Source organism: Achromobacter sp. ACM02, from assembly GCF_014851605.1.
Lineage (GTDB): Bacteria > Pseudomonadota > Gammaproteobacteria > Burkholderiales > Burkholderiaceae_B > Achromobacter > Achromobacter aegrifaciens.
Genome location: NZ_JACUZY010000004.1, coordinates 178,667 through 203,148, shown reverse-complemented (window position 1 = coordinate 203,148; position 24,482 = coordinate 178,667). Strand labels below are relative to the sequence as shown.

Annotated in this window: 26 protein-coding genes; 13 read left to right on the top strand and 13 right to left on the bottom strand. The window is 66.7% G+C overall.

From position 1 onward, the window contains the following. Nucleotide 1: 1 nt before the first annotated feature. From IB258_RS13545 to IB258_RS13495, 11 genes are all read right to left on the bottom strand, one after another. Nucleotides 2-742 carry a hypothetical protein gene (locus IB258_RS13545; protein ID WP_192352701.1) on the bottom strand — a complete coding sequence of 247 codons (741 nt, stop codon included), beginning with the start codon at nt 740-742 and terminating at the stop codon, nt 2-4. Between the two features lie 141 nt (nt 743-883). Continuing rightward, complete coding sequence (locus tag IB258_RS13540) at nt 884-1,840, bottom strand: acyl-CoA dehydrogenase family protein (protein ID WP_192352700.1); 957 nt, start codon at nt 1,838-1,840, stop codon at nt 884-886. Then, nucleotides 1,833-3,008 (bottom strand): acyl-CoA dehydrogenase family protein, encoded by a 1,176-nt coding sequence (locus IB258_RS13535; protein ID WP_192352699.1) that lies wholly within the window; start codon nt 3,006-3,008, stop codon nt 1,833-1,835. Before IB258_RS13535 ends, IB258_RS13540 begins: the two co-directional genes overlap by 8 nt. A 12-nt stretch (nt 3,009-3,020) precedes the next feature. Then, nucleotides 3,021-3,689, bottom strand: a complete 669-nt coding sequence (locus tag IB258_RS13530) for a CoA-transferase (protein WP_192329246.1) — start codon at nt 3,687-3,689, stop codon at nt 3,021-3,023. Then, nucleotides 3,686-4,354 (bottom strand): 3-oxoacid CoA-transferase subunit A, encoded by a 669-nt coding sequence (locus IB258_RS13525; RefSeq protein ID WP_192352698.1) that lies wholly within the window; start codon nt 4,352-4,354, stop codon nt 3,686-3,688. Before IB258_RS13525 ends, IB258_RS13530 begins: the two co-directional genes overlap by 4 nt. Beyond that, a complete protein-coding gene (locus IB258_RS13520; protein ID WP_192352697.1) occupies nt 4,351-5,226 on the bottom strand; it encodes a MaoC/PaaZ C-terminal domain-containing protein in 876 nt (291 codons plus the stop codon). Before IB258_RS13520 ends, IB258_RS13525 begins: the two co-directional genes overlap by 4 nt. 7 nt (nt 5,227-5,233) lie before the next feature. Continuing rightward, nucleotides 5,234-6,139 carry an SDR family NAD(P)-dependent oxidoreductase gene (locus IB258_RS13515; protein WP_192352696.1) on the bottom strand — a complete coding sequence of 302 codons (906 nt, stop codon included), beginning with the start codon at nt 6,137-6,139 and terminating at the stop codon, nt 5,234-5,236. A 12-nt stretch (nt 6,140-6,151) separates the two neighbouring features. Then, nucleotides 6,152-7,318 (bottom strand): acetyl-CoA acetyltransferase, encoded by a 1,167-nt coding sequence (locus IB258_RS13510; protein WP_192352695.1) that lies wholly within the window; start codon nt 7,316-7,318, stop codon nt 6,152-6,154. Beyond that, the gene (locus tag IB258_RS13505; RefSeq protein ID WP_013396006.1) at nt 7,315-7,689 is read right to left on the bottom strand and encodes a Zn-ribbon domain-containing OB-fold protein; all 375 of its coding nucleotides are present in this window, start codon (nt 7,687-7,689) and stop codon (nt 7,315-7,317) included. The genes IB258_RS13510 and IB258_RS13505 overlap by 4 nt, the downstream gene beginning before the upstream one ends. Continuing rightward, nucleotides 7,682-8,644, bottom strand: coding sequence for a tripartite tricarboxylate transporter substrate binding protein (locus IB258_RS13500; protein WP_192352694.1), 963 nt, complete (start codon nt 8,642-8,644; stop codon nt 7,682-7,684). Before IB258_RS13500 ends, IB258_RS13505 begins: the two co-directional genes overlap by 8 nt. Before the next feature lie 153 nt (nt 8,645-8,797). Beyond that, the gene (locus IB258_RS13495; RefSeq protein WP_192352693.1) at nt 8,798-9,730 is read right to left on the bottom strand and encodes a LysR family transcriptional regulator; all 933 of its coding nucleotides are present in this window, start codon (nt 9,728-9,730) and stop codon (nt 8,798-8,800) included. A 151-nt stretch (nt 9,731-9,881) separates the two neighbouring features. Between IB258_RS13495 and IB258_RS13490 the strand changes: the two genes are divergently transcribed. The 5 genes from IB258_RS13490 to IB258_RS13470 all read left to right on the top strand — a co-directional run bounded on the left by IB258_RS13490 (nt 9,882) and on the right by IB258_RS13470 (nt 14,806). Then, nucleotides 9,882-10,676, top strand: a complete 795-nt coding sequence (locus tag IB258_RS13490) for an enoyl-CoA hydratase (protein WP_192352692.1) — start codon at nt 9,882-9,884, stop codon at nt 10,674-10,676. Further along, nucleotides 10,676-11,812, top strand: a complete 1,137-nt coding sequence (locus IB258_RS13485) for a CaiB/BaiF CoA-transferase family protein (RefSeq protein ID WP_119449473.1) — start codon at nt 10,676-10,678, stop codon at nt 11,810-11,812. The genes IB258_RS13490 and IB258_RS13485 overlap by 1 nt, the downstream gene beginning before the upstream one ends. A gap of 39 nt (nt 11,813-11,851) precedes the next feature. Then, entirely contained in the window at nt 11,852-12,763 is a 912-nt protein-coding gene (locus tag IB258_RS13480) for a LysR family transcriptional regulator (protein ID WP_054451750.1), read from the top strand. A 114-nt stretch (nt 12,764-12,877) separates the two neighbouring features. Then, nucleotides 12,878-13,870 carry a tripartite tricarboxylate transporter substrate binding protein gene (locus tag IB258_RS13475; RefSeq protein WP_054451748.1) on the top strand — a complete coding sequence of 331 codons (993 nt, stop codon included), beginning with the start codon at nt 12,878-12,880 and terminating at the stop codon, nt 13,868-13,870. Nucleotides 13,871-14,044: 174 nt separating this feature from the next. Then, nucleotides 14,045-14,806, top strand: coding sequence for a class II aldolase/adducin family protein (locus IB258_RS13470; protein ID WP_054451747.1), 762 nt, complete (start codon nt 14,045-14,047; stop codon nt 14,804-14,806). A 44-nt stretch (nt 14,807-14,850) separates the two neighbouring features. Here the strand turns inward: IB258_RS13470 and IB258_RS13465 are convergent, their stop codons facing one another. After that, on the bottom strand, nt 14,851-15,360 hold the full coding sequence (locus tag IB258_RS13465; RefSeq protein ID WP_054451745.1) for a DUF1993 family protein: 510 nt from the start codon (nt 15,358-15,360) through the stop codon (nt 14,851-14,853). A gap of 137 nt (nt 15,361-15,497) precedes the next feature. Between IB258_RS13465 and IB258_RS13460 the strand changes: the two genes are divergently transcribed. The 6 genes from IB258_RS13460 to fhuE all read left to right on the top strand — a co-directional run bounded on the left by IB258_RS13460 (nt 15,498) and on the right by fhuE (nt 21,835). Then, nucleotides 15,498-16,241, top strand: a complete 744-nt coding sequence (locus tag IB258_RS13460; protein WP_192352691.1) for a GntR family transcriptional regulator — start codon at nt 15,498-15,500, stop codon at nt 16,239-16,241. A gap of 10 nt (nt 16,242-16,251) precedes the next feature. Further along, a complete protein-coding gene (locus IB258_RS13455) occupies nt 16,252-17,109 on the top strand; it encodes a sulfite exporter TauE/SafE family protein (RefSeq protein ID WP_054451742.1) in 858 nt (285 codons plus the stop codon). Next, nucleotides 17,106-17,414, top strand: coding sequence for a DUF1634 domain-containing protein (locus IB258_RS13450; RefSeq protein WP_054451740.1), 309 nt, complete (start codon nt 17,106-17,108; stop codon nt 17,412-17,414). The genes IB258_RS13455 and IB258_RS13450 overlap by 4 nt, the downstream gene beginning before the upstream one ends. Nucleotides 17,415-17,485: 71 nt before the next feature. Then, nucleotides 17,486-18,274 carry an alpha/beta fold hydrolase gene (locus tag IB258_RS13445; protein WP_192352690.1) on the top strand — a complete coding sequence of 263 codons (789 nt, stop codon included), beginning with the start codon at nt 17,486-17,488 and terminating at the stop codon, nt 18,272-18,274. Nucleotides 18,275-18,364: 90 nt separating this feature from the next. Continuing rightward, nucleotides 18,365-19,375 (top strand): Dyp-type peroxidase, encoded by a 1,011-nt coding sequence (locus IB258_RS13440; RefSeq protein WP_054451736.1) that lies wholly within the window; start codon nt 18,365-18,367, stop codon nt 19,373-19,375. A 264-nt stretch (nt 19,376-19,639) separates the two neighbouring features. Next, nucleotides 19,640-21,835, top strand: coding sequence for a ferric-rhodotorulic acid/ferric-coprogen receptor FhuE (fhuE, locus tag IB258_RS13435; RefSeq protein ID WP_054452280.1), 2,196 nt, complete (start codon nt 19,640-19,642; stop codon nt 21,833-21,835). A 35-nt stretch (nt 21,836-21,870) separates the two neighbouring features. Here the strand turns inward: fhuE and IB258_RS13430 are convergent, their stop codons facing one another. Next, the gene (locus IB258_RS13430; RefSeq protein ID WP_054451734.1) at nt 21,871-22,647 is read right to left on the bottom strand and encodes a DUF4239 domain-containing protein; all 777 of its coding nucleotides are present in this window, start codon (nt 22,645-22,647) and stop codon (nt 21,871-21,873) included. A gap of 160 nt (nt 22,648-22,807) precedes the next feature. Here IB258_RS13430 and IB258_RS13425 point away from each other — a divergent pair, with 160 nt between their 5' ends. Both IB258_RS13425 and IB258_RS13420 read left to right on the top strand, forming a co-directional pair. Next, nucleotides 22,808-23,857 (top strand): NADP(H)-dependent aldo-keto reductase, encoded by a 1,050-nt coding sequence (locus IB258_RS13425; protein WP_054451732.1) that lies wholly within the window; start codon nt 22,808-22,810, stop codon nt 23,855-23,857. Nucleotides 23,858-24,047: 190 nt separating this feature from the next. Further along, entirely contained in the window at nt 24,048-24,479 is a 432-nt protein-coding gene (locus IB258_RS13420; protein WP_192352689.1) for a YciI family protein, read from the top strand. The last annotated feature ends 3 nt before the right edge of the window (nt 24,480-24,482 follow it).

Sequence of the window (24,482 nt, the reverse complement as noted above, 5' to 3'; positions counted from 1 at the left end):
TTCAGTCCTCAGCGAGCCACCGCCCGGATTTCGGATCGATCGCCGCCCGGGCTCCATCCATCCGCACTTGTTCCTCATCCAGCCGCGCGGCGGTAGCCGGATCGACATCGAAGGCGATGCCGAGCGCGCTTGCGATGCGGGCGTCTTCAATAGGCAGTTCCCACGTCAGGAACAATTGCGCCAGGTCCAGGCCGGCCGCGAAGTCGGCCTCGCGAAAACCCTTGCCGTCGCGCGGGATGACGGCATGCGGCTGGCAGGTATCGAAGATCATGGCGGTGCCGCGCACGAGCGGAATGCGCAGGCCGGCGGCCGGGAAGTGCACGTCCAGGCCCCGGTCTTCGCTCAGGAACAGATTGCAGAAGGCGGCGCCGCCATATTGGCAGCCGTCATGGTGGTAGCGGGCGCCGCGGCAGGCCATGAGGGCGATGTCGGCGCTCGCCAGCACGTCGGACAGCCCCCGGTCGTGCGCCCAGTCGCGCATGGCTCGCAGGCATAGTCCGTATTCGGGCCAGCGCGCCTGCGTGCGCGCCAGCGGCATCTGCTCCACGTCCCCGGGTTCCAGATACAGGCGCGTGGCCATCTCGCGCTCCCAATCCGACAGCACGCGCGCGGGCGGCACGGGTACGTCCAGCGTGGCGGTCAGCACCGTGCCGCTGACGCTGCGGCTGCGCATGGCGTCGCCGCTCCAGTAGAAGGATGTCAGGTGGCCGGGCGTGTGGCGCGGGTGCGGAACGTGATTCATCGGACCGGAGGATACTGGAGGGCGGGATGCGCCGCGCCGGAACCCGCAAGGGAAGCGGCTGTGGAAAGCCGCTATGTTAACGGCCCTGTAGCCCACAGCCCATCATCGGCGCCCCATCGGGCGGACACCCTTACGGCGACGCTAGTTCCGCATCAGCGCGGCCAGCCGCTCGACCTCGACCGCCAGGCGGTAGGCGCGCTTCAGGTAAAGCTGGGCGTCGTGCTCCCAGGAGAAACCGATGCCGCCGTGCACTTGAATGGAGAGCTTCACCGCGCGCCGCGCCGCGCTTGCGGCCAAGCGGGCGGCCAATGCGGCAAGCTCGGCATCGGCCGAGCCACGCGCGGCCAGCAAGGCCTCCACAGCGTAGCGGCTGTTGTCGAGCCCGGTCCAGGCGTCGACCAGGGCGTGCTTGATCGCCTGGAATTGCCCGATGGGCCGGCCGAACTGTTCGCGTTCCTTGGCGTAGGCGATAGCCAGGTCCAGCGAGGCGCTGGCGGTGCCGACCAGCTGCGCCAGCAGGAAGGCCAGATGATTCTGCAGCGCGGGCAGAGCCAACGTCGAGGGCAGCGCGGCCTGCGCAACCGCGGGTCCGCACAGGCGGGCCAATGCCGTGGTGGGATCCAGGCCCTGTACGGATTCGAGCATTGCCGGGTTGTAACGCGCCAGCAGCCAGCCCTCGTCCTGACGGGTGAGGCGCAGGTACTGGGCCGTGGACCCGTAGGCGTCTATCCAGCCTTGTTCGTCGCCGGCACGGTCGCAGCGGAGGCTGGCAGGATGTGCCGCCAGGTCCAGCACGACTTCCGACAGGGCAGGCGCCTTTTCCAATAGCGCGCTGGCGAGGAATGCCGACGCGCCATAGGGTAGGGTGAGCAGCGCGCGTCCCGCCCATTCACCCATGAGCTGTGTGCCTGGGCCGTATTCGGCCTGGAAGGCTTCCGATCCCGCTTCCAGCCAGCCGCCCTCGGCCAGCTCCTTCCACAGGGCGCGCTGGGCGGCGTCGTCCGCAGGTAGCGCGCGGCGGGCGTAGGCGGCGGGATGCTGTTGTTCCAGCAGGCGGCCGAAGGTGGAGGACAGCAGTGTCCTGATTTCGCTATGCATGTTGTCCCCTGTCCTTGGGCAGGCCGAGCAGGCGTTCGCCCACGATATTGCGTTGGATTTCCGAGGTGCCCGCGACGATGGTCTCGGCGCGCGACCACAAAAATTCGCGCAGCACGCAAGCCGTGGCTGCATGCGGCGCCGCGGCTTGCGGGCCCAGGATGGCGGCTTCGTCCAGCAGCTCCAGGCGCTGTTCCCAGATGCGCTGGCGGGTTTCGCTCCACAGCAGCTTGAGCATGGCGCCGTCGATACCGGGCGTGTCGCCTGCGGCGACCTGCCGCAGCACGCGGTCCACGCGCCAGCGTATGACCTGGCACTGGTCCGCCAAGTCGCGCACGCGGCGCGTTTGCACGGCACGTTCGTCTGCGTCCAGCGGGGTCTGCGCCAGCGCCTCAGTCAGTTGCCGCAGTTCGTCCTCCAGCTGGACGACGCGCGGCAGGAAGTAGATACCGCGCTCATACTCGGCGGCGGCCATGGCGATGCGCCAGCCTTCGCCGCACTCGCCCAGGATGCGTCCTTCCGGCACCGGCGTCGCGTCGAACAGCACTTCGTTGTAGTCGGCCTCGCCCGTCATCTGGCGTATGGGCTCTACTCGCACGCCCTGGGCCTGCATGTCGATGAGCATGAAGCTCAGGCCGCGGTGAGCCTGGCTATCGGGATCGGTGCGCACCAGCGCGAAGCACCACTTGGCCAGGTGCGCCTGCGTGGTCCAGATCTTGCGGCCGCTGACGCGCCAGCCGGAGGCATCCGGCTTGGCGCGGGTGCGCACGGACGAGAGATCGGAACCGGTCTGGGGTTCGGAGTATCCCTGGCACCAGATCTCGCTGCCGTCGCGGATGCCGGGCAGGAATTGCGTCTTTTGCGCGGGCGTGCCAAAGCGCAACAGGGTGGGGGCGAGGATGGCGTGCGCGATGCTGTTGATGGGCTGCGGCGCATGCAGGCGCGCGCACAGTTCGTGGAAGGCGATCAGCGTGGCGGTGCTGAGTTCGCGCCCGCCGTACTCGCGCGGCCAGGTGAGCGCGATGAGGTCGGCCTCGCACAGCATGCGGTTCCAGGCCTGGCGGCATTCCTGGGTGTGCGAGGCGGTGACCGGATACCGCTCGCGCAGCTGGACCAGCGCGGTGCGCAGCCATGCCTCGGCGTCTTCGAGAAAATGTTCGGTGCGTATCATGGTTGGGAACAATCAGAAGTTGGGATGGAGGACGCGCGGCGTGTCCTCGATGCGGACGGGCGCATCGATCCAGCGGTTCAATTCGGAGGGCGCCAGGCCGTCCACCAGGGCGAGCGGCACAAAGGCCCCGCCGCGCACGTCGAAGATGCCGATGTCTGCATAGACGCGTCCGACCACGCCCGCGCCGGTCAGGGGCAGGGCGCAGCGGCCGCGAAGGCGCGGCGCGCCCTCGCGGGTCAAGGCTTCCATCATGACCCAGACGTTGCGCGCGCCCACGGCCAGGTCCATGGCCCCGCCCACGGACGGCATGGGATCGTCCACGCCCAGCGACCAGTTGGCCAGGTCGCCCTGGCAGGAGACCTCAAACGCACCCAGCACCGTGATGTCGATGTGGCCGCCGCGCATGATGGAAAAGGAATAGACATGATCGAAGATGGCCGCGCCTTCGGTGAGGGCGATCGACTGCTTGCTGGCGTTGATGAGATCGCCGTCGGCGGTCTCGTGGTCTTGCAGCAGGCGCATGCCGAGGATGCCATTCTCGCTGTGCAGCTGCACGCCGCGCGCGGGGTCGAGGCGGTCGGTGACCATGGTGGGCATGCCTATGCCCAGGTTGACCACGGCGCCGGCGGGCAGGTCGGCGGCCACCAAGGCGGCCAGTTGCTCGCGTGACAGTCGTTTCATTGCGGACTCCCCAACAGGCGGTGCACGAACAGGCTGGGCGTGACGATGGCGTCGGGATCGAGCGCGCCGCAGGGCAGGATCTCTTCGACTTCGACAATGGTGCGGCGGGCCGCCATGCACATGACGGGACCGAAGTTGCGCTGGGCGCGGCGGTAGACCAGATTGCCCAACTGGTCGGCCCGATGGGCGCGGATGAAGGCGTAGTCCGCGCGCAGGGGCTCTTCCAGCACGTAGCCGCGGCCGCCGAATACGCGGGTTTCGCGGCCCTCGGCCAGCGGCGTGCCATAGCCCGTGGGCGAGTAGAACGGTCCCATGCCTGCGCCGCCCGCACGGATGCGTTCGACCAGGGTGCCTTGGGGCATGACCTCCACGGCCAGGGTGCCCGCCTGCGCCCGCTCACGGATCACGTCATTGCCCGGCATGCGCGGATAGGAGCAGACGATGCGGCTGACGCGTCCCGAGGCCACCAGGGCCAGGAAGCTGGCTTCGCCCGCGCCGGCATTGTTGTTGATCAGGGTCAGGTTATCCACGCCTTGCTTGGCCAGCAGGCCGGCCAGCAGGCGCGCGGGAATGCCCGAGCCGCCGAAGCCACCGACGAAGATCACGGCGCCGGATTCGATGCCGCGCAGCGCTTCTTCCACGTTTGCACAAGTCTTGTCTTTCATTGTTCCTCCTTGGCCCAGGCTGCGCGGCCCTGGGCGCACAGGCCGCCGGCCTGATGGCAGGCCAAGGCCATGCCATCAGGCTGACGCCATAGCGATACCGCCACGTCCAGGCCGGGATAGGCCGGCGCCATGAAGCGCAGGTCCAGTTCGCCCAGTCGCAGGCCGGGCAGCTGGCCCAGGCAGGCTTCCAGGGCGCGGTTGACCATGCCCAGCAGCGCCGCGCCGTGCAGGATGGGGCGGTCATAGCCCGCCCGCCGGGCGCTGGCCGGATCAACGTGCAGCGGATTGCGGTCCGCGTTCAGGCGGTACAGCGCGCCTTGGTTGCGGCTGGTGGGCAGGACGATGATGCTGTCCGGCGGCGTCGCGGGAGGCGCGGGGATCGGAGCGGCCAGCGCGTCGCTGAGCGCGGCGTCGCCGCCCGAGTAGCCGCCGTCGCCGCGACAGATGTTCAGTTGCTCGATGACGGCGAATTCCTGTCCGGTGGCCGCGTCGCACAGCGTGCGCCGCGTCACGACGAAGGCGCCGGGACTCTTGTCGGCGATGCGCGCGACTTCCATCTGGCACAGAACCTCGCCGTGCGGCGGCAGGCGCCGCGGGAAGCGCATGCGCTGTTCGCCATGCACGACCTGGCTCCAGTCCAGGCCGTGGCGCGGATCGCGCATCCAGAAGCCGGGATAGGCCAGCACGCAGGCCATGGCGGGCAGGGCGCGCAGGCCCTGTTCGTAGATGAACCGGGTTTCGTCGCCGACAGGGTCGTCTACGGCCAGGCCCGCGCCCACGCCCAGGGCATAGAGGATGCAGTCGTCCTCGCCGTAGGCCTGGCGTTCCGGCGCGAAGGCATGGGCCTTCAGGCTGCGGTAGTCCAACGCCATGGGAGCCTCAGACCGGATCCCAGGCGAATACCTGGGCGGAGGTGTCCAGCGGCATGAAGGAGGCGCGCAGCGCGGCCATGCCGTGTTCGGCAATGCTCTCGGTGGTCCAGCCGTCCGAGCGATGCACCGAGCGTATCGGGCGCGACTGGCTCATCAGGAAAATCTCGTTCAGACGGATGGCAAATACTTGTCCGGAGACATCGGCGGACGCATCGGAGGCCAGGTAGCAGATCAGCGGCGCGATGGTTTCGGGTCCCATGCGGCGGATCTTCTCGACGTGGCGCGCCTGTTCCTCGGTCTTGGCCGGGATGGTTTCGGTCATGCGGCTCCAGGCCAGCGGGGCGATGCAGTTCGAGCGTACGTTGAAGGCGGCCATGTCCAGCGCCATGGCCTTGGACAGGCCGACGATGCCGAGCTTGGCCGCGCAATAGTTGGCCTGGCCGCGGTTGCCGATGACCGCCGAGTTGGAGGTCATGTTGATCAGGCTGCCACTGCCCTGCTCGCGGAAGTGCCGCGCAGCGGCATGGCTGAGGTTGAAGCAGCCGTAAAGATGCACCTTGACCACGGCGTCGAAATCCTCGGGCGTGAGCTTGTGGAACATCTTGTCGCGCACGATGCCGGCGTTGTTCACCACCGCGTCCACGCGGCCATAGGTGTCCGCGGCGGCCTCGATGATGCGCTGCGCGCTGGCGTACTCGGCCACCGATTCGCCATTGGCGATGGCCTCGCCGCCGGCGGCGCGGATCTCTTCCACGACCTGCGCCGCCGTGCTCTGCGAGGCGCTGGTGCCGTCCAGCGATACATTCAGGTCATTGACCACCACCCGCGCGCCCTGCGCGGCCAGCGCCACCGCCGCGGCGCGGCCGATGCCGTTGGCCGCGCCGGTGACGACCACTACTTTTCCTTCCAGCATGTCGAATCTCCTTCAGTCCATCCAATTGGTCAGCACGGTGGTGGCCTGGGCGCTCAACACCCCGCCATTGCCGTGCACGAGCGCCGTGCGCGCCTGTTTAACTTGCCGTTCGCCGCATTCGCCGCGCAGCTGGCGCACCGCTTCCACCAGGCCGAACATGCTGTACATGCCGGGATGCACGCAGGACAGCCCGCCGCCGTTGGTATTGACAGGCAGCTCGCCGCCGGGAGCGATGCGTCCTCCGGACACGAAGGCGCCGCCTTCTCCCTTGGCGCAGAACCCCATGTCTTCCAGGAACAGGATGGGATTGATGGTGAAGGCGTCGTAGAGCTGCACCAGGTCGATGTCGGCCAGCGCCACGCCGGCGCGTTCGCGCGCCAGGTCGGCGCTTTGGCCGGCGACGGTGCGTGTCAGGTCCGCCATGCAGGCGATCTGCCGGTGCGAGTGCGCCATGGCCGTGCCTTGCACATACACCGGCCGGGCGGCATCGGCGCGGTCCGCCGCCGTCACCACGATGGCGCCCGCGCCGTCGGTCACCAGACAGCAGTCGCGCGCGGTCAGCGGCGAGGAGATCACGCGCGCGCCCAGCACATCGTCGATGGACAAGGGTTCGCGCTTATAGGCTTCCGGGTTCAGCCGCGCCCAGGCGCGCGCGGCCACGGCGACCTCGGCCAGTTGCTCGCGGGTGGTGCCGTATTCATGCATGTGGCGGCGCGTCGCCAGCGCGTAGCTCGTCGGAGGGTTGAAGGGCTGGAACGGTTCCTCGTAGGGAAACGGGTCCAGCCGCGCGCGGGCGCCGGAGGTCGCCGAGACGCCGTTGCCGCCGCGCGGGGCGGCGCCGTATGCGATCACGATGTTGCGGCACAGGCCGGCCTGGATCGCCGCCGCGGCGGTCAGCAGGTGGCCGACGAAGGACGCGCCGCCGATCTGGGTGCTGTCCATGAAGCGCGGGTACAGGCCCAGGTACTCGGAAAGTTTGTTCAGCCACATCGACGAAGACAGGCTGGCGCTCATCAGGCCGTCGATGTCCTCCATGCGCAAACCCGCGTCGCGTATGGCGGCATGCACCGCCAGCGAGGTGACCTCCAGGTCGTTCAGGCCGCCCGCATCGCCGATGCCGGCCGTGGCGCAGCCGGTGATGGCGATGGCGCCGCGCAGGTTCTTGTTCCAGTCCGTCATGGCGCTTCCTTTCCGAATACTACGCGGGCGCGCTGCGGGTCGGGTCGGGCCGTCAACCGCATGCCGATGCGCGGCTCGCCTTCGTCCAGCAGCGTGGACATCATGCGGAAGCCTTCGTCCATATCAGCCAGGATCACGTTGCGCGCGGGCGCCTGCGGCGTGGCCGGAATCTCGGAATAGGAATAGAGCGTGGCGCCGGCGCGCATGGGCCGCCAGGCGTATTCCTGCGAGCGGCAGTGGGTGCAGTGCGTGCGCGGGAAGAAGAACGAGAGCCCGCAGCTGCGGCACACCTGGACCTCCAGGCGTCCCGCGCGCAGCGCCTCGGCAAAATAGGCCTCCGGCGACAGTGAGCCGATGCGGACCTCACTCATCCTTGACTCCGGCCTGGTTGATGACGGCCTGCCATTTGTCCATCTCGTCGCTGACGAACTTCTGGTACTGGGCCAGATCCATGTCGCCGGGCTCCGACCCGGTGGAGCGGATGTAGTCCTGCGTGGCGGGCTGCATCACCGACTTGCGGATCTCGCTGTTCAACGTCTGCACGATGTCGGCGGGTGTGCCGGCCGGAGCATAGACGCCCACCCAGGTGCTGAGGTCGAAACCTTTGTAGCCCAGCTCGTTGAGGGTAGGCACGTCCGGGTAGCGCGGCTGGCGCTGCGCCGAGGCGATGGCCAGGGGCACGATCTTGCCGGACTGCAGATAGGCGTTGGCGGTCACGGACTCGGCCATGCCGAAGGGCACCTGGCCCGACACCAGATCGGTCATCGCCGGACCCGCGCCGCGATAGGACACGTGCATCAGCGGCAGGCCGCTCTGCGCGCGCAGCAGTTCGCCCACGATGTGCGGCGCGCCGCCAGCGCCGGCCGTGCCATAGGGCACCGAGGCCTGCTTCTGCGCATAGGCCTTGAAGTCGGCGAAAGTCTTGATGCCCTGGTTGGCGTTGACCAGCAGGAAGTTGGGGCTGACGGCCAGCAATGCCACGGGAGCGAAGTCCTTGCGGGCGTTGTACGGCAGCTTCTTCATGGCGGGGTTGATCACGTGGCTGGTCGCGCCTACCAGGATGGTGTAGCCGTCCGGCTTCTGTCGCGACACGTACTCGGTGGCGATCTGGCCGGTTGCGCCCGGCTTGTTCTCGACCACGAAGGGCTTGCCCAGGCGGGTCTGCAGATCGGCCGCGATGCGGCGCGTCAGGATGTCGGTCATGCCGCCCGGGGCATAGGCCACCACCAGGGTGACGGGCTTGGCCGGATAGGTGTCGGCGGCGGCAATGGCGGGAAGGGCGGCCAGCAGCGTCAGCAGCTGCTTCAGGTCAGGCTTGAGTTTCATGTCGGAGGTCTCCTCGTCCTGCGGGCTGGTTTGCCCTGCTTGGTTATGGCGTCGAGGTGACCTTCCGGATGGCGCGTAGGGCGGTGTGCCTCGACGCGCTAATGATGGAAGCGGCCCATCATGCAAACAATTGATTAATTGTCATGAAGGCATTCAAGAAAGAGATGAATGGCCGGCGGCAGCGGGCTGCCCCTGCTCTGCAAGATGGGCTTCGAAAGCAGCGAGAAATGCGGCAGCGGCGCGCGACAGCCGGTAGTCGGCACGGCGCAGGACGGACAGTTCGTGCAGCGCCTGGGGCCGGTCGGCGATGCACAGCGCCTTCAGCCCCATTTCCTGGCAGACATGGCGCACGTAGCCTGGCATGACCGTGATGCCCATGCCGCCGCGGATCATGGCAAAGGCGGTGGTCAGGCTGCCGGTCTGGGCCACGCTGCGCACCGTCAGCCCCTGGTCCCGCAGGATCTGGTCCATCTTGCGGCGCACGGTGTAGCTGCCGCGCAGCAGGATGTGCGGGTAGCGCGCCAGTTCGCGCCAACGCGCCTCTTCGTGCAGCGCCAGCGGGTGGTTGGCCGGCACTACGGCATACATGGGGCCGCGGTAGACGACGCGGCAGTCCAGCCGCGGATCCTGGCTTTCCAGCGCCACCAGCCCCAGATCGGCCTTGCCGTGCAGGACATGCTCGGTGGCCTCGTCGCCGGTGAGCTCGTGCAGGTCGAAGACGATGTTGGGATGACGCGCATGGAATTGCGCCACCACGGGCGCGATCAGCGTGTGCATCATGATGGGCGAGGCCGCGACGGAGACCTCGCCGCGCTCCAGCCCGGCCAGGCTGCTCAGGCTGCGTTCGGCCGCGCGCAGCGATCCGAAGGTTTCCTGCGCGTAGGCATACAGCTCGGCCGCGCCCTCCAGCAGCTCGACGCCGCGCGCGGAGCGCTCGAACAGCGCCATGCCTATCGTCTTCTCCAGTTCGGAGCAGAGCTTGCTGACGGTGGACTGCGTCAGGTTGAGCGCCTCGGCGGCGCGGGTGAAGTTCTTCAGCTCGTACACGGCGCAGAAGGCCCGGAGCTGGCGCAGCGTGATACCCATGGTGCGACTCCCGCAAGAGGCGGCTATCGTACCCAAGCCGCCCGTGCTTCGGTATTTATTCCATTCCAGACTTATTTCATGAAAATTACTCGTTTGTTGTGATGAAACCTCGCCCTTAGCATCGGTGACGATAACCCTAGCTGGAGTTTCCATGACCGCGCCTGTTCCCGCCTTTTCCCATGCCCTCGTGACCCGCGACGAGCGCGGCGTCTACACCTTGCAGATCCACGATGCCAAGAGCCTGAACATCCTGGCCTCGGCGGTCACGTTGAGCCTGACCGAGGCCGCCCGCTGGATTGGCGCGCAGGACGATGCCCGCGCCGTCGTCATCCGCGGCTCGGGCGAGCGTGCCTTCGTGGGCGGCGCCAACATCTATGAAATGGCCGAACTCGACCCGCAGGGCGCGCGCGAGTTCATTACCCGGCTGCGCGACCTGTGCGACGCCGTGGCCGCGATTCCCGTGCCCACCATTGCCCGCATTCCCGGCTTCTGCCTCGGCGCCGGCATGGAGCTGGCCGCGGCCTGCGATATCCGCCTGGGCTCGGCGGACGCGGTTTTCGGCATGCCCGAGGTGCGCGTGGGCATTCCGTCCGTGATCCACGCCGTGCTGCTGCCGGCCATCATCGGTCCCGGCCCCACCAACTGGCTGCTGCTGACCGGCGAGACCGTGGACGCGACCCAGGCCCGGCAGTGGGGCTTCCTGGAATTCGTCAGCGAGGCCGGCGCGCTGGACGCCCTGGTCGAACGCACCGTGGCGCCCATCGCCGAAAGCGGTCCGATCGCCGTGCGTTCGCAGAAGGCCCTGCTGCGCTACTGGAGCGAGTCGACTGTCGAAGCCGGCCTGGATCGCAGCGTGGCGGCGTTCGGCGAGGCCTTCACCACCGACGAGCCGCGCCGCTACATGGCGCCCTTCGTCAATCGCAAGAAGCAGCAGGAGGCCAAGTAATGGCCGGTCCGCTCGCGGGCGTGCGCGTCATCGACCTGACGTCGGTGGCCATGGGGCCGTACGGCACGCAGATCCTCGCCGACATGGGCGCGGAGGTCATCAAGGTCGAGGCGCCCGAAGGCGACGTGTTCCGCAGCTCGGCTCCGGCCGCGAGTCCGGGCATGGGGCCGGCTTACCTGAACCTCAACCGCAACAAGTACAGCGTGACGCTGGATGCCAAGACGCCGGCCGATCGCGAAAGCCTGCTGCGCCTGATCGATGGCGCGGACGTGTTCGTGTCCAACGTGCGTCCGGCGGCCCTGGCGCGCCTGGGCCTGGACGCGGACACGCTGCGCGCGCGCAACCCGCGCCTGATCCATTGCTCGGCCGTGGGCTTCGGCCAGGACGGCCCCTATGCGGCGCGGCCGGCCTTCGATGACATCATCCAGGCCATGAGCGGCCTGGCCGATTTGCAGGGGCGCAACAGCGGCGCGCCGGCCTATGTGAACACCATCCTTGCGGACAAGGTGGCGGGCCTGACGCTGGCCTACGCCATACCCATGGCGCTGTACGAGCGCGAGCGTTCGGGTCAGGGGCAGGCGGTTGAGGTCCCCATGTTCGAGACCCTGGTCTCCTTCACGTTGATCGAACACATGAGCGGCCACAGCTTCGTGCCGCCGCGGGGACCCATGGGCTACAGCCGCGTGCTGTCGCCGCAGCGGCGTCCCTACCGTACTCGCGACGGCTACCTGGCGCTGCTGCCCTACACCGACGCGCAGTGGCGGCGCTTCTTCGCCCTGGCCGAACGTGCGGACCTGGCGGCGGACGCGCGCTATGTCGACGCAAGCGCGCGCGCGCGGCACTTCGACGAGCTCTATCAGGACCTGGCGGACATCGTCGCCTTGCGCGGTACCGAGGAATGGCTGGCGCTGCTGGCGGACGCGGACATTCCGCACTCGCGGGTGAACACGCCGGAAGCCCTGTTCGAGGATCCGCACCTGAAGGCGACGGGCTTCTTCCAGCGCGTGGAACATCCGACCGAAGGGCCGCTGGTGGCCGCCGGCATCCCGGTGCGCTTCTCGCGCACGCCGGGCGAGATCAGGCGCCAGGCGCCGCGCCAGGATGCCGATCGCGATATGCTCGAGCCTGCGCGCTGAGGCCGGCATGGCCGGCGGCGCCTGGCGGCGACTTCGACCATGAACATCACTCTCAAGCAATTGCGCGTGTTTTGCGCGCTATACGAACTGCGCAGTTTCACGGCGGCCGCGCGCGCGGCCTTCGTGACGCAATCGGCCGTCAGCAAGCTCTGCGCCGAACTTGAGGCCGAGGTCGGCCAGCCGCTGTTCGAGCGCTCCACCCGCAGCGTCACGCCCTGCGACGGCGCGGCGGATTTCTACGCCTATGCCCAGGAAATCCTGGGCACCGTGCGCGCCGCCGAGCGCAGCATGTCGGGCCTGCGCACGCTGGAGCGCGGCACGGTGGGCGTGGCCACTTCGCCGCTGATGATGGTGGGCCTGCTGGGCGAGGTGGTGGCCGACTATCACCGCGCCCATCCCAGCGTGAAGCTGGATTTGTTCGAACTTTCCACCGACGACACCATCGAGCACGTGCGCAACGGCCGCGCCGACTTCGGCATCGTCTCGGTCGAAATCCCTTCGGAAGAACTGGCCACCCGGGTCATCTATCGCGACACCATGTACGCGGTGTGCGCGCCGCGCCATGCGTTGACGCGCAAGCGTTCAGTGTCGTGGGCCGACGTGGCCGCCCATGATCACATCATGCTACGCAACGTGTATAGCGTGCGGCGCAGCCTGGACCGCGTGGCGGCCGACCTGAACCTGGAATTCCGCTACCGCATCGAGGCCGGCATGCTGACCTCGGCGTTGAAGCTGGTCGGCGCGGGCCTGGGGATAACGGTCGTGCCCGGTTATGCCTGCGATCTGGCGCGGCAGTTGGGCCTGCGCATCCTCGCCATAGACGGCGCTCGCAAGCACGGGCACGAACTCTGGCTCATCCAGCGCCGCAACGCGCGGCTGTCGCTGGCGGCTTCAGCCTTCCTGCAGGCGACCGAGGAATATCTGCGGCAGCGCCAGGCTTCAGAGAATTAATCCCAGTTTGGAATAAGTCTATGAAAATTAGTCCCTTGTTGGGATAAACGGGTCGCAAGCATCATACGGTCAGAGTTCAAGAGGCCGACCCGCGGCCCCTCACAGGAGACAAGCATGATCCGACCGTTCGGCGTCCGCCGCCGCCTGCTGGCCGCTGGCAGCCTCACCGTCCTGACCGCGCTGGCTGGCGCACTGCCGTCCGTGGCATTGGCGCAGGGCGCCTATCCTGACAAGCCCATCACCATCGTCGTGCCGTTCTCTCCGGGCAGCGCCACCGACACCAGCGCGCGCATCATTGCCGAGAAGCTCGGCCCACGCCTGAACGTGCCTGTCGTCATCGAGAACAAGCCCGGCGCGTCCGGCACCATCGGCGCCTCGTTCGTCGCGCGCGCCCAGCCCGACGGCTACACGCTGATCCTCACCAGCAGCTCGACGCACTCGGCCACGCCGGCGTTGTTCCGCAAGCTGCCGTTCGATCCCACCGGCGACTTCACCCACGTCGTGCGCATCGCCACCATTCCGATGATGCTGGTGGTGCGCGAGGACGCGCCCTACAAGTCGCTGCAGGAACTGGTCAAGGCCACGCAGGCCAAGCCCCTGAACTACGCGTATGGCTCGCCCACCAGCCAGATCGCCGGCGCCACCTTCAACACGGTGGCGGGCGCCGCGGCCAACGGCGTGCCGTACAAGAGCCAGCCGCCGGCCGTGACCGACCTGCTGGGCGGCCACGTCGACTACCTGTTCGCCGACCTCTCTGTCGTGACCTCGTTCATGCAGGCCGGCAAGCTGCGCGGCCTGGCCTACACGGGCCATGAACGCGCCAAGGAGTTCCCCAGCGTGCCGACGCTGGCCGAGCTGGGCTACCAGAAGTTCGACCTGGTCGTGTGGGTCGGCGTGGCCGTGCCGGCCAAGACGCCCGACGCCATCGTGCAGAAACTGAACCAGGAAGTCGCCGCCATCCTGCGCGAGCCGGACGTGCTGCAGCGCTTCGAATCCCTGGGCATGCAGGTCTCGCCCAACAGCGTGGCTGAACACCAGGCCTTCGCGCAGTCGCAGCGCCAGGTCTGGACCCAGCGCGCGATCGACGCGAAGATCGAACCGCAGTGATCGAACCGCAATAAACGGCGGGAAACGAACAGGGCGTCCGACGGGCGCCCTTTTTCCATGAGACGGGGTGACCGCTCCTTGGCCGCGCCCCGTGCCGGCCGCCGCCAAAACGAATAAAGTGCCAGACAGCGTCCGCCCGATCGCGGCGGGCAATCATCAAGACACGGAGACAACATGGATACGGCAGGCAAGGGCGCCAGCGTGCGCGAACAGGTCAGCGCGACGGAATGGGAGGTCCGCAAGGATCTGGCGGCGCTATACCGTTTGGTGGCGCTGTTCGGCTGGGACGATCTGATCTTCACCCACATCACGGCCAAGGTGCCGGGGACCGAACATTTCCTGATCAACCCCTACGGCATGATGTTCGACGAAATCACGGCATCGAGCCTGGTCAAGATCGATCTGGACGGGCGCAAGGTGATGGAGTCGGAGTACGACATCAATCCAGCCGGCTTCACCATCCATAGCTGTATCCACGCGGCTCGCAAGGACGCGATGTGCGTGCTGCATACGCACTCCATCAACGGCGTGGCGGTGTCGGCGCAGAAGGCCGGCCTGCTGCCGCTGTCGCAGTTCGCGTTCATCGTGCTGCGTTCGCTCAGCTACCACGACTACGAAGGCCTGGCGCTCAATCCCGAGGAACAGCCTCGCCTGGTGCGGGACCTGGGCAGCAACAGCTATCTCATCCTGCGCAACCATGGCCTGTTGACCGTGGGGCAGAGCATGGCCGAAGCCTTCCAGGCCATGCACCGGCTGGAGGCCGCCTGCATGGTGCAGGTGCGGGCCCAGGCCGGTGGCGAACTGACCTACATTCCGCCTGACATCCTGAAGAACGCCACGGTGGAATCGCAGGCCGACCGCGCGCACAAGGCCATGCTGGCCTGGCCGGGACTGCTGCGCCGCCTGGACCGTCGCAACCCGGGCTACGCGGAGTAGCCGCCGGGCGCGGGCCCCAATGGCTTGGGGCCCGCTGAAACGGATCAGTACTTGCCCATGTAATCGCGCTTGCCGATTTCCACGCCGTTGTGGCGCAGGAGGTCGTAGGCCGTGGTCACATGGAAGAAGAACTGCGGCAGCCCATAGTGCAGCAGATAGGCGCTGCCGCTCAGTTTCTTTTCCTTGGGCGTGCCGGGGCGCAGCACGATTTCGCGCGCTTCGCTCTGCGCGAACTGTTCGGGGCCGAACGAAGCCAGGTGCTCCAGCGTCTTGGCGATCAAGGCTTGCAGGCCCGCGAAGGTGGCTTCGCTATCCGGCCACGAAGGCACTTCCGCGCCAGCCAGGCGCGAGGCGATGCCCTTGGCAAAATCCGCGGCGATCTGCACCTGGCGCGACAGCGGGAACATATCGGGGAACAGGCGGGCGCCCAGGTAGGCGTCCGGATCGATGTTCTTTTCCGTGGCGTGGGCTTCCGCTTTCTTCAGCACGTCGGACAGGGCCGACAGCATTTGCGTCAGGACGGGAACGGAGGCGCTGTGCATGAAATTGCTCATATCGTGTCTCGCTTGAGAGTGGCGCCGGCGCGGAAGGCGCCGGGCAGGCCTGCGAAGACTACCAGTTGCCGGCGTCGTCATCCGTAATGCATGTTCGCCCTTGCGTCATCATGACATCATGATGTTATGATGATTTCATGCAAAACGACACCGAATACGCTCCTCTTTATGCCCGGGTGGAAATGGCCCTGGCTGCGGAAATCTCGTCCGGCAGCCTGTCGCCTGGCGACCGGTTGCCGACGGAAGACCAACTGATCGAGCGCTTCGCCGTCAGCCGCAGCACGGTGCGCAAGGCGGTGGAAAACCTGGTTGCGCGCGGGCTGGTGGAAATCCGGCGCGGCAAAGGCACGTTCGTCACGGAGCCCAAGCTGATGCAGCCGCTGACGGCCCTGAGCGGTTTCGTCGAGGACATGACCGCGCTCGGCCGCCGGGCGACCGCGCGCCTGCTGGACAAGCGCCCGGTGCCGGCCACGGAAGACGTCGCCCGCCAACTGGGCGTGGCGCGCGGCGCGCTGGTCTATCGGATCGAGCGAGTGCGGCTGGCGGACGGCGTGGCCATGTCGTTTGATGAAACCTATCTGCCGCTGGACGTGGGCGAAAAAGTCGCCAGCAACGACCTGGAGGCCGAGCCGATCTTCGACCTGCTGGAGCTGCGCTACGACTTGCCTCTGATCGAGGCCGAGTACCAGCTGGAAGCGGTGACGGCAGACGAACGCGTCGCGCAGGCGCTGGGCGTCGCCGCGGGAAGCCCGATCTTCCTCATCGAGCGCACGTCCTACACCGAGCGGCAGCGGCCCGTCGACTACGAAAAGCTGTACTACCGCGGCGACCTGATCCGCTTCAGTACCCGCCTGGCGCGCCAGCCACGCAAGCCGGCCTGAAGCGGCGGCCATGGAGACCTCGACGATCTTCTGGCTGTTCGCCGCCGCCTTCGGCGCCAGCGCGCTGGGCGGGGTGCTGGGGATGGCCAGCGGCATCTTCATCGTGCCCATCCTGACGCTGCTGTTCGGCGTGGACATCCATGTCGCCATCGGGGCCAGCATCATCTCGGTGATCGCCTGTTCCTGCGGCAGCGCCGCGCCTTTCCTGAAAGGGCGGCTGACCAACGTCAGGCTTGCCATCGTCCTGGAGACGGCCACCACGTTGGGCGCGCTGACCGGCGTGTTCCTCATCGGGATCGTCTCGACCGGATTTCTCTACGGCCTGTTCGCAGTGATCCTGGCGCTGTCCGCGCAGCAGATGCTGGCGCGCCGGCGCGAGGCCGTGGCGATTGCGCCCGGCGCCGCCAGCTGGGCCACCGCGTTGCGCCTGCACGCAAGCTTCCCCGACCGCGCGCTGGGCCGGGAGGTGCACTATCAGGTGGACCGCGTGCCGCTGGGCTTGTCGCTGATGTATGGCGCGGGGCTGATTTCGGCCTTGCTCGGAATAGGCTCGGGGGTGCTCAAGATTCCGGCCATGGATGCCGCGCTGAAGCTGCCCATCAAGGTCTCGTCGGCGACGTCCAATTTCATGATCGGCGTGACCGCCGCCGCCAGCGCGGGCGCCTATTTCGTGCGCGGCGACATCGACATAGGCATCGCCGGACCGGTCGCGCTGGGCTCTGTCGCGGGCGCTTTGCTCGGCGCCCGCCTGCTGATGGGCCTGCCGGCGGACAAGCTGCGGCTGTTCTTCGTGATCGTGCTGTCCCTGCTGGCGGTGCAGATGCTGCTGAGCGCGTTGGGCGTGCATATCCCGGGAGGCCCGGCATGACGCAGACGGTGGACAAACAGGCGCGGCGCGACCGCGCCATCGCCGGCTTGCTGTGGTACGGAACCTGGCTCGCCTCGGCCCTCATCGCCGCCGGCATGGCTGTGGATTTCCTGCTGCCCGCGCATGGCGGCCTGCGGGACCTTGGACTCGTCAAGGTCGGGGTGGCCCTGTTCATCCTGCTGCCAGTGGCGCGGGTGGCGCTGATGCTGGCCATTTTCCTGCGCGAGCGCGACTACGCCTACACGGCGATTTCCGCGCTGGTCCTGCTCATCATCGCCGCAGGCGTGGTGTCCGGACTGCGGTGAGGCCGCCGGCTTTCCTATAATCGGAGCGCGGTGCGATGGCGCATCGTCGCATACTCTCCCCAGGACTTTTCATGCTTGCCGTTACCAGCCAGGATGTCTACGTGAACACCAGCCAGGGCCGCCTTTTCGCGCGGCGCTGGGATCCCGCCGGTGAGACCGCTGCCGCAGCGCCCATCGTGCTGTTCCATGATTCGCTGGGTTGCGTGGAGCTGTGGCGCGATTTCCCTGAACAACTGGCGCAGGCCACCGGGCGCAGCGTCATCGCCTATGACCGCCTGGGCTTTGGCCGGTCCGATCCCAATACCGCCGTGTTCGAACCCGGCTTCGTGGAAGAAGAAGCGCAGGGCGGATTCCGAAGCGTGCGCGCAGCGCTGGGCATCGGCCCCTACGTGGGGTTCGGCCATAGCGTGGGCGGTGGCATGGCTGTCTGCTGCGCCGGCGTGTATGCCGACGATTGCCGGGCGCTGATCACCGAGTCCGCACAGATGTTTGCCGAAGACCGCACACTGGAAGGCATACGGGCCGCCAAGCAGAATTTCGCAGAACCCGGCCAGCTGGACCGGCTGAAGAAGTATCACGGCGAGAAAGCCGAATGGGTGCTGGGCGCGTGGATCAACACCTGGCTGTCGCCCGAGTTTGCCGCCTGGAACCTGGACGAGCAATTGCGCCAGGTGCGTTGCCCCGTGCTTGCCCTGCATGGCGAAATCGACGAATACGGTTCCCCCAAACACCAGGAAAAGATCGCGGCGCTGGCCGGCGGCCGCCCTGTGCTGCTGGAGAACTGCGGGCATGTGCCGCACCGCGAACAAAGCCGCATCGTGCTGGATGTGGTGAGCGAGTGGTTGAGGGCGGTGCCGTAACCAATCGGGTGCGCACGTACACAGTCCGCGCTTAGAATCGGACTAGCCCTTTCGCGCCGCCGCGCTCGCTTTCTTGAGGTCCCCGATCCGATGTCTGACCGTCAGCCCCTATCCCAAGCCGTCCACAATACGACGACCCGCCACGCGATTTTCATCGTGGCCACCCTCAATGAAGGCGCCGCCGCCGCCGAAACCGTGCGTGGCTGGTGCGCCGATGTCGCCGCCGTTGTCCGCACGGTGGGCACGCGCGCGCCCGAGCAGAATCTTTCCTGTGTCACCGCCTTCGGCTCCACGGCCTGGGACACGCTTTTCGGCGCGCCGCGTCCCGCCGCGCTGCACCCTTTCCGCGAGTTCGGTTCCGGCGAGCGCCTGGCCATGGCGACGCCGGGCGACCTGCTGCTGCACATCCGCGCGGACTCGATGGATTTCTGCTTCGAACTGGCCACCTTGTTGCTGGGCGGATTGGGCGATGCCGTGACGGTCGTGGATGAGGTCCATGGCTTTCGCTACTTCGACCGCCGCGCCATCATCGGCTTCGTCGACGGGACCGAGAATCCGGAAGGGCAGGAAGCATTCGACTTCACCGTCATCGGCGACGAGGACGCCGAGTTCGCCGGCGGCAGCTACGTGCTGGTGCAGAAGTACCTGCACGACATGAAGGCCTGGAATGCGCTGACGGTCGAAGGCCAGGAAGGGGTCATCGGCCGCCACAAGTGGTCCAACGTGGAACTCGACGACGACATCAAGCCCTCGTCCTCGCACAGCGCCCTGACGACCATCGAGGAAAACGGCCAGGAACTGAAGATCCTGCGCGACAACATGCCGTTCGGCCGGCCGGGATCCGGGGAATTCGGCACGTACTTCATCGGCTACGCGCGTTCGCCGCGTCCCATCGAGCTGATGCTGGAGAACATGTTCGTCGGACGTCCGCCCGGCAATTACGACCGCCTGCTCGACTTCAGCCACGCGGTCACGGGCGGCCTGTTCTTCGTGCCGTCGTCCGAGTTGCTGGAAGCGCTTGCCGAGCGCAGCCCGGCGGCCTGTGCGGACGCGGGCGAGCCTGCGGCGCAGGCGTTGGCGTCGGCGGGCAAGGCGGGCTGAGGCACAGCCACGAGCGGCCTTGGCCGCTACCGGGTAGCCGGAATTTCTGGCGCGGCCGCGACGATGGCCGCGCCAGTTTTCATTCTGGCGCGCCATTCGACAAGCTACCCGGCCGGCCGGGCGGTCTGCCTGCAACCAGCTTGCGTCCCCAAAACGATACGGACGTCCAGCAGGTGATGCTTGGTTATTCAATAACGCACCTGAGAATTGTTTGCATTACACTTTCTTCCCATTAGAAGTTTCAACATGGGAAAGGAAGCCAACATGCAACACCCCGGGCCCGCCGGCCGCACTCGTTCCGTTCGTCCACGCCTCGTCCTGCGGCGCACGCCTTGCCTGGTGCTGATGGCACTGGCCTGCGGCACTGCCACGGCTCAGGACGAGGGCGTGGCCACCTTGCAGTCCGTACAGGTGATCGGCAACGCCGACAGCACCACCACCGAGGGCACCGGTTCGTATACGCCGCGCGCCACCGCCGCCAGTACGGGGCTGCCGCTGACATTGCGTGAAACGCCGCAGTCGGTCACGGTGGTCACGCGGCAACGCATGGACGACGAGAACATGCTTTCGCTGGTTGACGTGATGGCGAGCACGCCGGGTATTTCGGTGCAGAACTATGACAGCGAGCGGTATTCGTTCAATTCCCGGGGCTTCAGCGTCAGCAACTACATGTATGACGGAATTCCGACGAGCTTCGACACCGGCTATGCCGCGGGCGAGTCATCGCTCGATCCCATCATCTATGACCGGGTCGAGGTGGTGCGGGGCGCCACCGGCCTGCTGACCGGCGCGGGGAATCCGTCCGCGTCGATCAACCTGGTACGCAAGCATGCCACCAGCCGCGAGTTCAAGGCGGACATGAGCGTCAGCGCTGGCAACTGGGACACCTATCGCGGCACGGTGGATCTGTCCACGCCGCTCAACTCCGCCGGCAGTGTGCGCGGACGCATCGTCTCGGCCTATCAGGACAATCACTCCTACCTGGATGGCTACCAGAACCGCAAGAAGGTGTTCTATGGCGTGGTGGACGCGGACATCACCTCCCGCACGACGCTGAGCGTGGGTTTCAATTACCAGGACAACGACCCGAAACGCAGCAGCTGGGGCGGCTTCCCGCTCTGGTACGCCGACGGCGGCCGCACGGACTGGAGCCGTTCGCTGAACACCGGGGCGGACTGGAGTTCGTGGGGTAGCACGACCCAGGGCGCTTTCGCCAGCCTGGAACACCGCTTCGACAATGGCTGGACTGTCAACGCGGTGGGATCGCATTCAAAGAACGAGATGGATGCCAAGCTTCTCTATCTCTATGGCTGGCCCGACCGCGACACCGGCCTGGGTGTGAACGCATCGCCGGCGTGGTACGTGGGAGACCGCAAGCAGAACAGCCTGGACGTCAAGGCATCCGGTCCGTTCACGCTGTTCGGCCGCCGCCACGAGGCTGTCGTGGGCGCCAGCTTCAACCGCCAGCACGGCGACTTCGACTACCGCTCGGCCCTGTCGAGCGCGGCCGTGGGCAATTTCCTCGACTGGGACGGCTCGTATCCGGAGCCGGAATGGAGCAGCGATTCGGTCACCGCCAATCGGTACACCACCAAGCAAACGGGCTGGTACGGCGCCTTGCGCTTCAATCTTGCCGATCCGCTCAAGCTCATCGTGGGCGGCCGCTACAGCACGTGGGAAACGGATTCGGTCGGCTTTGGCGGCGGCAGCCGCCAGTCTTTCAAGAAGAACGAATTCACGCCCTATGCCGGCCTGCTCTACGACATCAACGAGACCTACACGGCCTACGTCAGCTACACCGGCATCTTCAATCCGCAGAGCTATCAGGACCGCAGCGGCAACTGGCTCGATCCGCTCGAGGGCAAGTCTTACGAAGCGGGCATCAAGGGCGAGTTCCTGGACGGCAAGCTGAACGCCAGCGCCGCGGTGTTCCAGATCGAGCAGGACAATGTGGCCCAGGTCGATCCGGGCTACATGGTGCCGGGCACCATCAACCAGGCCTACACCGCTGCGCAGGGCACGCGCAGCCGCGGTTTTGACCTGGAGGTTTCGGGTGAAGTGATGCCGGGATGGAACCTTGCCGCGGGCTGGTCGCACTGGACTGCGCGCGACGGCGATGGCAATGCCATACAGACCGACCAGCCGCGCAGCCTGGTGCGCGTGTTCACGACTTATACGCTGCCTGGCGATTGGAACCGTCTGACGGTGGGCGGCGGCGTCAACTGGCAAAGCCATGTGTACACGATGGCCAGCGGCCCGAACGGAGAAGAGCGAGTCGGTCAGGGCAGCTATGCGATCACCAATCTGATGGCTCGCTACCGCTTCAATCGCAACCTGAGCGCCCAGCTCAATGTGAACAACCTGTTCGATCGCAAGTACTACAGCCAGATCGGGTTCTACAGCCAGGGCGCGTGGGGGGCGGGACGCAGCGCCATGCTGACGATGCGCTACCAGTACTGACGCGTGCCAGGACGGGGGGCGCAGGCGCCGCGCGCCTAGCGCTCCTGCTCCAGCGTCGCCTTCATCCGCACCATGCTCTCCTGGCTGACCATGATCACGCCGCTGGCTGGCTGGTCGATGTCCAGGATGAAGGTCAGCACCAGGGAAATAAGCGTGGCGAACAGGCCGGTCGAGATCAGCCGCCTGCGCTTGTGCAGCCCGGTGCCGTAGGCGATGAAGCCCATTGCGCCGCCGGTGACGATGAAGAGCAGATAGAAGACGGGCTCGGGTACGTGGTTTTCCAGCGCGACGCGGCGCTTTTCATTGACCTGGGCCATTTCGTTGATGGCCTGGATGAACATGACCGTGGATATCGACGGCGGGTTCTCCAGGACGCTCGCAGCCGTGCTCCGGATCTGGCGCTCGATGCGCCGCGACGTCACGCTGGCCGCGGCCAGGCGCTCCTTGTCGTTGTCGGCGTCGCTGAACTCCAGCGCCGTCGTCGTGTATTCCAGCAAGAGCTTCGCGATGGGATCGCGGGCCGCGGGAGGCAGCAGCTGCGAGCGCCAATAGGCGTTGCCGATGGCGTTGGCCTCTTCCAGCACCAGGTTCTTGCGCGTTTCGAAACGCGTCACCGACATCGCGAAGGTAAAGCCCAGCAGCAGCGCCAGCAGGCCCAGCAAGGCGGTCTGGAGCGCGCCGATATGGGTCTTGGCGGCGTCGTCGGAAGCGCGGCGGTGCCTGCGCCCCAACCGGAAGCCCAGCTCGATGATGGCCAGGCAAGCGATTACGCAGATGAAAAACACGTAGGTTTCATCAATTTCGCGCAGCACGTTGATTTCCGGTGGTTATTTGGGGATAGAGCGTATGCCGAGTGCGGCGCGGCGGGCAAGGGGCGAATAACCCGCAGCCGCGGATCGTTGCCAGGTATTTGAAAAGCTTCTTGGAGTAAGGTGTCGCTTCCCTAGTAAGCGACACCGCACGGAGCAGAAATTGAAATACCGCAAACTCGGCCGTACCGACCTGGATGTCAGCCTGATCGGACTGGGCACCATGACCTGGGGCGAGCAGAACACCGAAGCCGAGGCGCACCAGCAGCTGGACTACGCCCTGGAGCGTGGCATCAATCTGGTTGACGTCGCCGAAATGTATCCGGTGCCGCCCAAGCCCGAAACGCAGGGCCTCACCGAGACCTATATCGGCACCTGGCTGGCGCGCAGCAAGCGCCGCCAGGATATCGTGCTGGCCAGCAAGGCGGCGGGCCCCGTGCGCGACGCGAAGCGTCCGGGCCACATCCGCGACGGCAAGACCCACCTGGACCGCAAGAATCTGACCGCGGCCCTGGATGCCAGCCTGAAGCGCCTGCAAACGGACTACCTGGACCTGTATCAGCTGCATTGGCCCGACCGCACGACGGCCACCTTCGGCAAGCTGTCCTATCCCTGGGTCCAGGACGAGTACACCGTGCCGATCGAGGAAACGCTGGAGGTGCTGCAGGACTTCGTGCGCGCCGGCAAGGTGCGCCACATCGGCGTGTCCAATGAAACGCCCTGGGGTGTCGGCCAGTTCCTGCGGCATGCCGAGAACAAGAGCTTGCCGCGCATCGCAACCATCCAGAACGCCTACAGCCTGCTGAACCGCGTCTACGAGATCGGCCTGTCTGAGTACTCGCACCACGAAGGCGTGGGCCTGTTGGCCTATTCGCCGCTGGCGATGGGCATGCTTTGCGGCAAGTACCTGGACGGAGCGCGCCCGGCCGGCGCCCGCCTGACGCTCTACACGCGCTTCACCCGCTACAGCAATGAGCAGGCCGAGGCCGCCACCCGCGCCTACGTCGAACTGGCGCGCACGCACGGCATTTCGCCCACCCACCTGGCCCTGGCCTGGGTCAACCAGCGCCCCTTCGTCACCAGCAACCTGATCGGCGCGACCACGCTGGAACAGCTGAAGGAGAACATCGACAGCGTGGACGTGACCCTGTCGGCCGAGGTGCTGGAGGCGATCGACAAGATCCACGCCCGCCAGCCGAATCCGGCGCCGTGATGCGCTGATCGCCCCGTCAGCCATGGCGGCAAGAACCCATGACGCTTTCCGGGCGTCATGGGTTTTTTCATGGAGGACGCCGACCCGGCCACGGATACACTTTTTTTCCTGGCGGCTGTCGATTTCGACTGGCGCGGTTCGTCGTGTGGATGGAGCATGCAAGTTCCATCATCCACACAAGGAGACCGAGATGCGATTCATGGTTCAAGTCAGGGCCACCGCCGATAGCGAAGCAGGGGTGATGCCCACCCAGCAACTGCTGGCCGACATGGGGCGGTTCAACGAGGAACTGGTCAAGGCGGGCGTGATGCTGGCGGGCGACGGCCTGAAACCCAGCTCCAAGGGCGCACGGGTGCACTTTTCCGACAGCAGCCGGCAGGTGATAGACGGCCCCTTTGCGGAAACCAAGGAGCTGATCGCCGGCTACTGGCTCTGGGAGTGCGCCTCGCTGCAGGAGGCCATCGAATGGGTCAAGCGCTGTCCGAATCCGATGCCCGGCCCGTCTGACATCGAGATCCGCCCGCTGTACGAGGCCGACGACTTCGGCGAGGAGTTCACGGCGGAGCTGCGCGCCCAGGAGGAGCGGCTGCGCGATCAGTTGGAAAAAGCGTCCAAGCAGTGACCG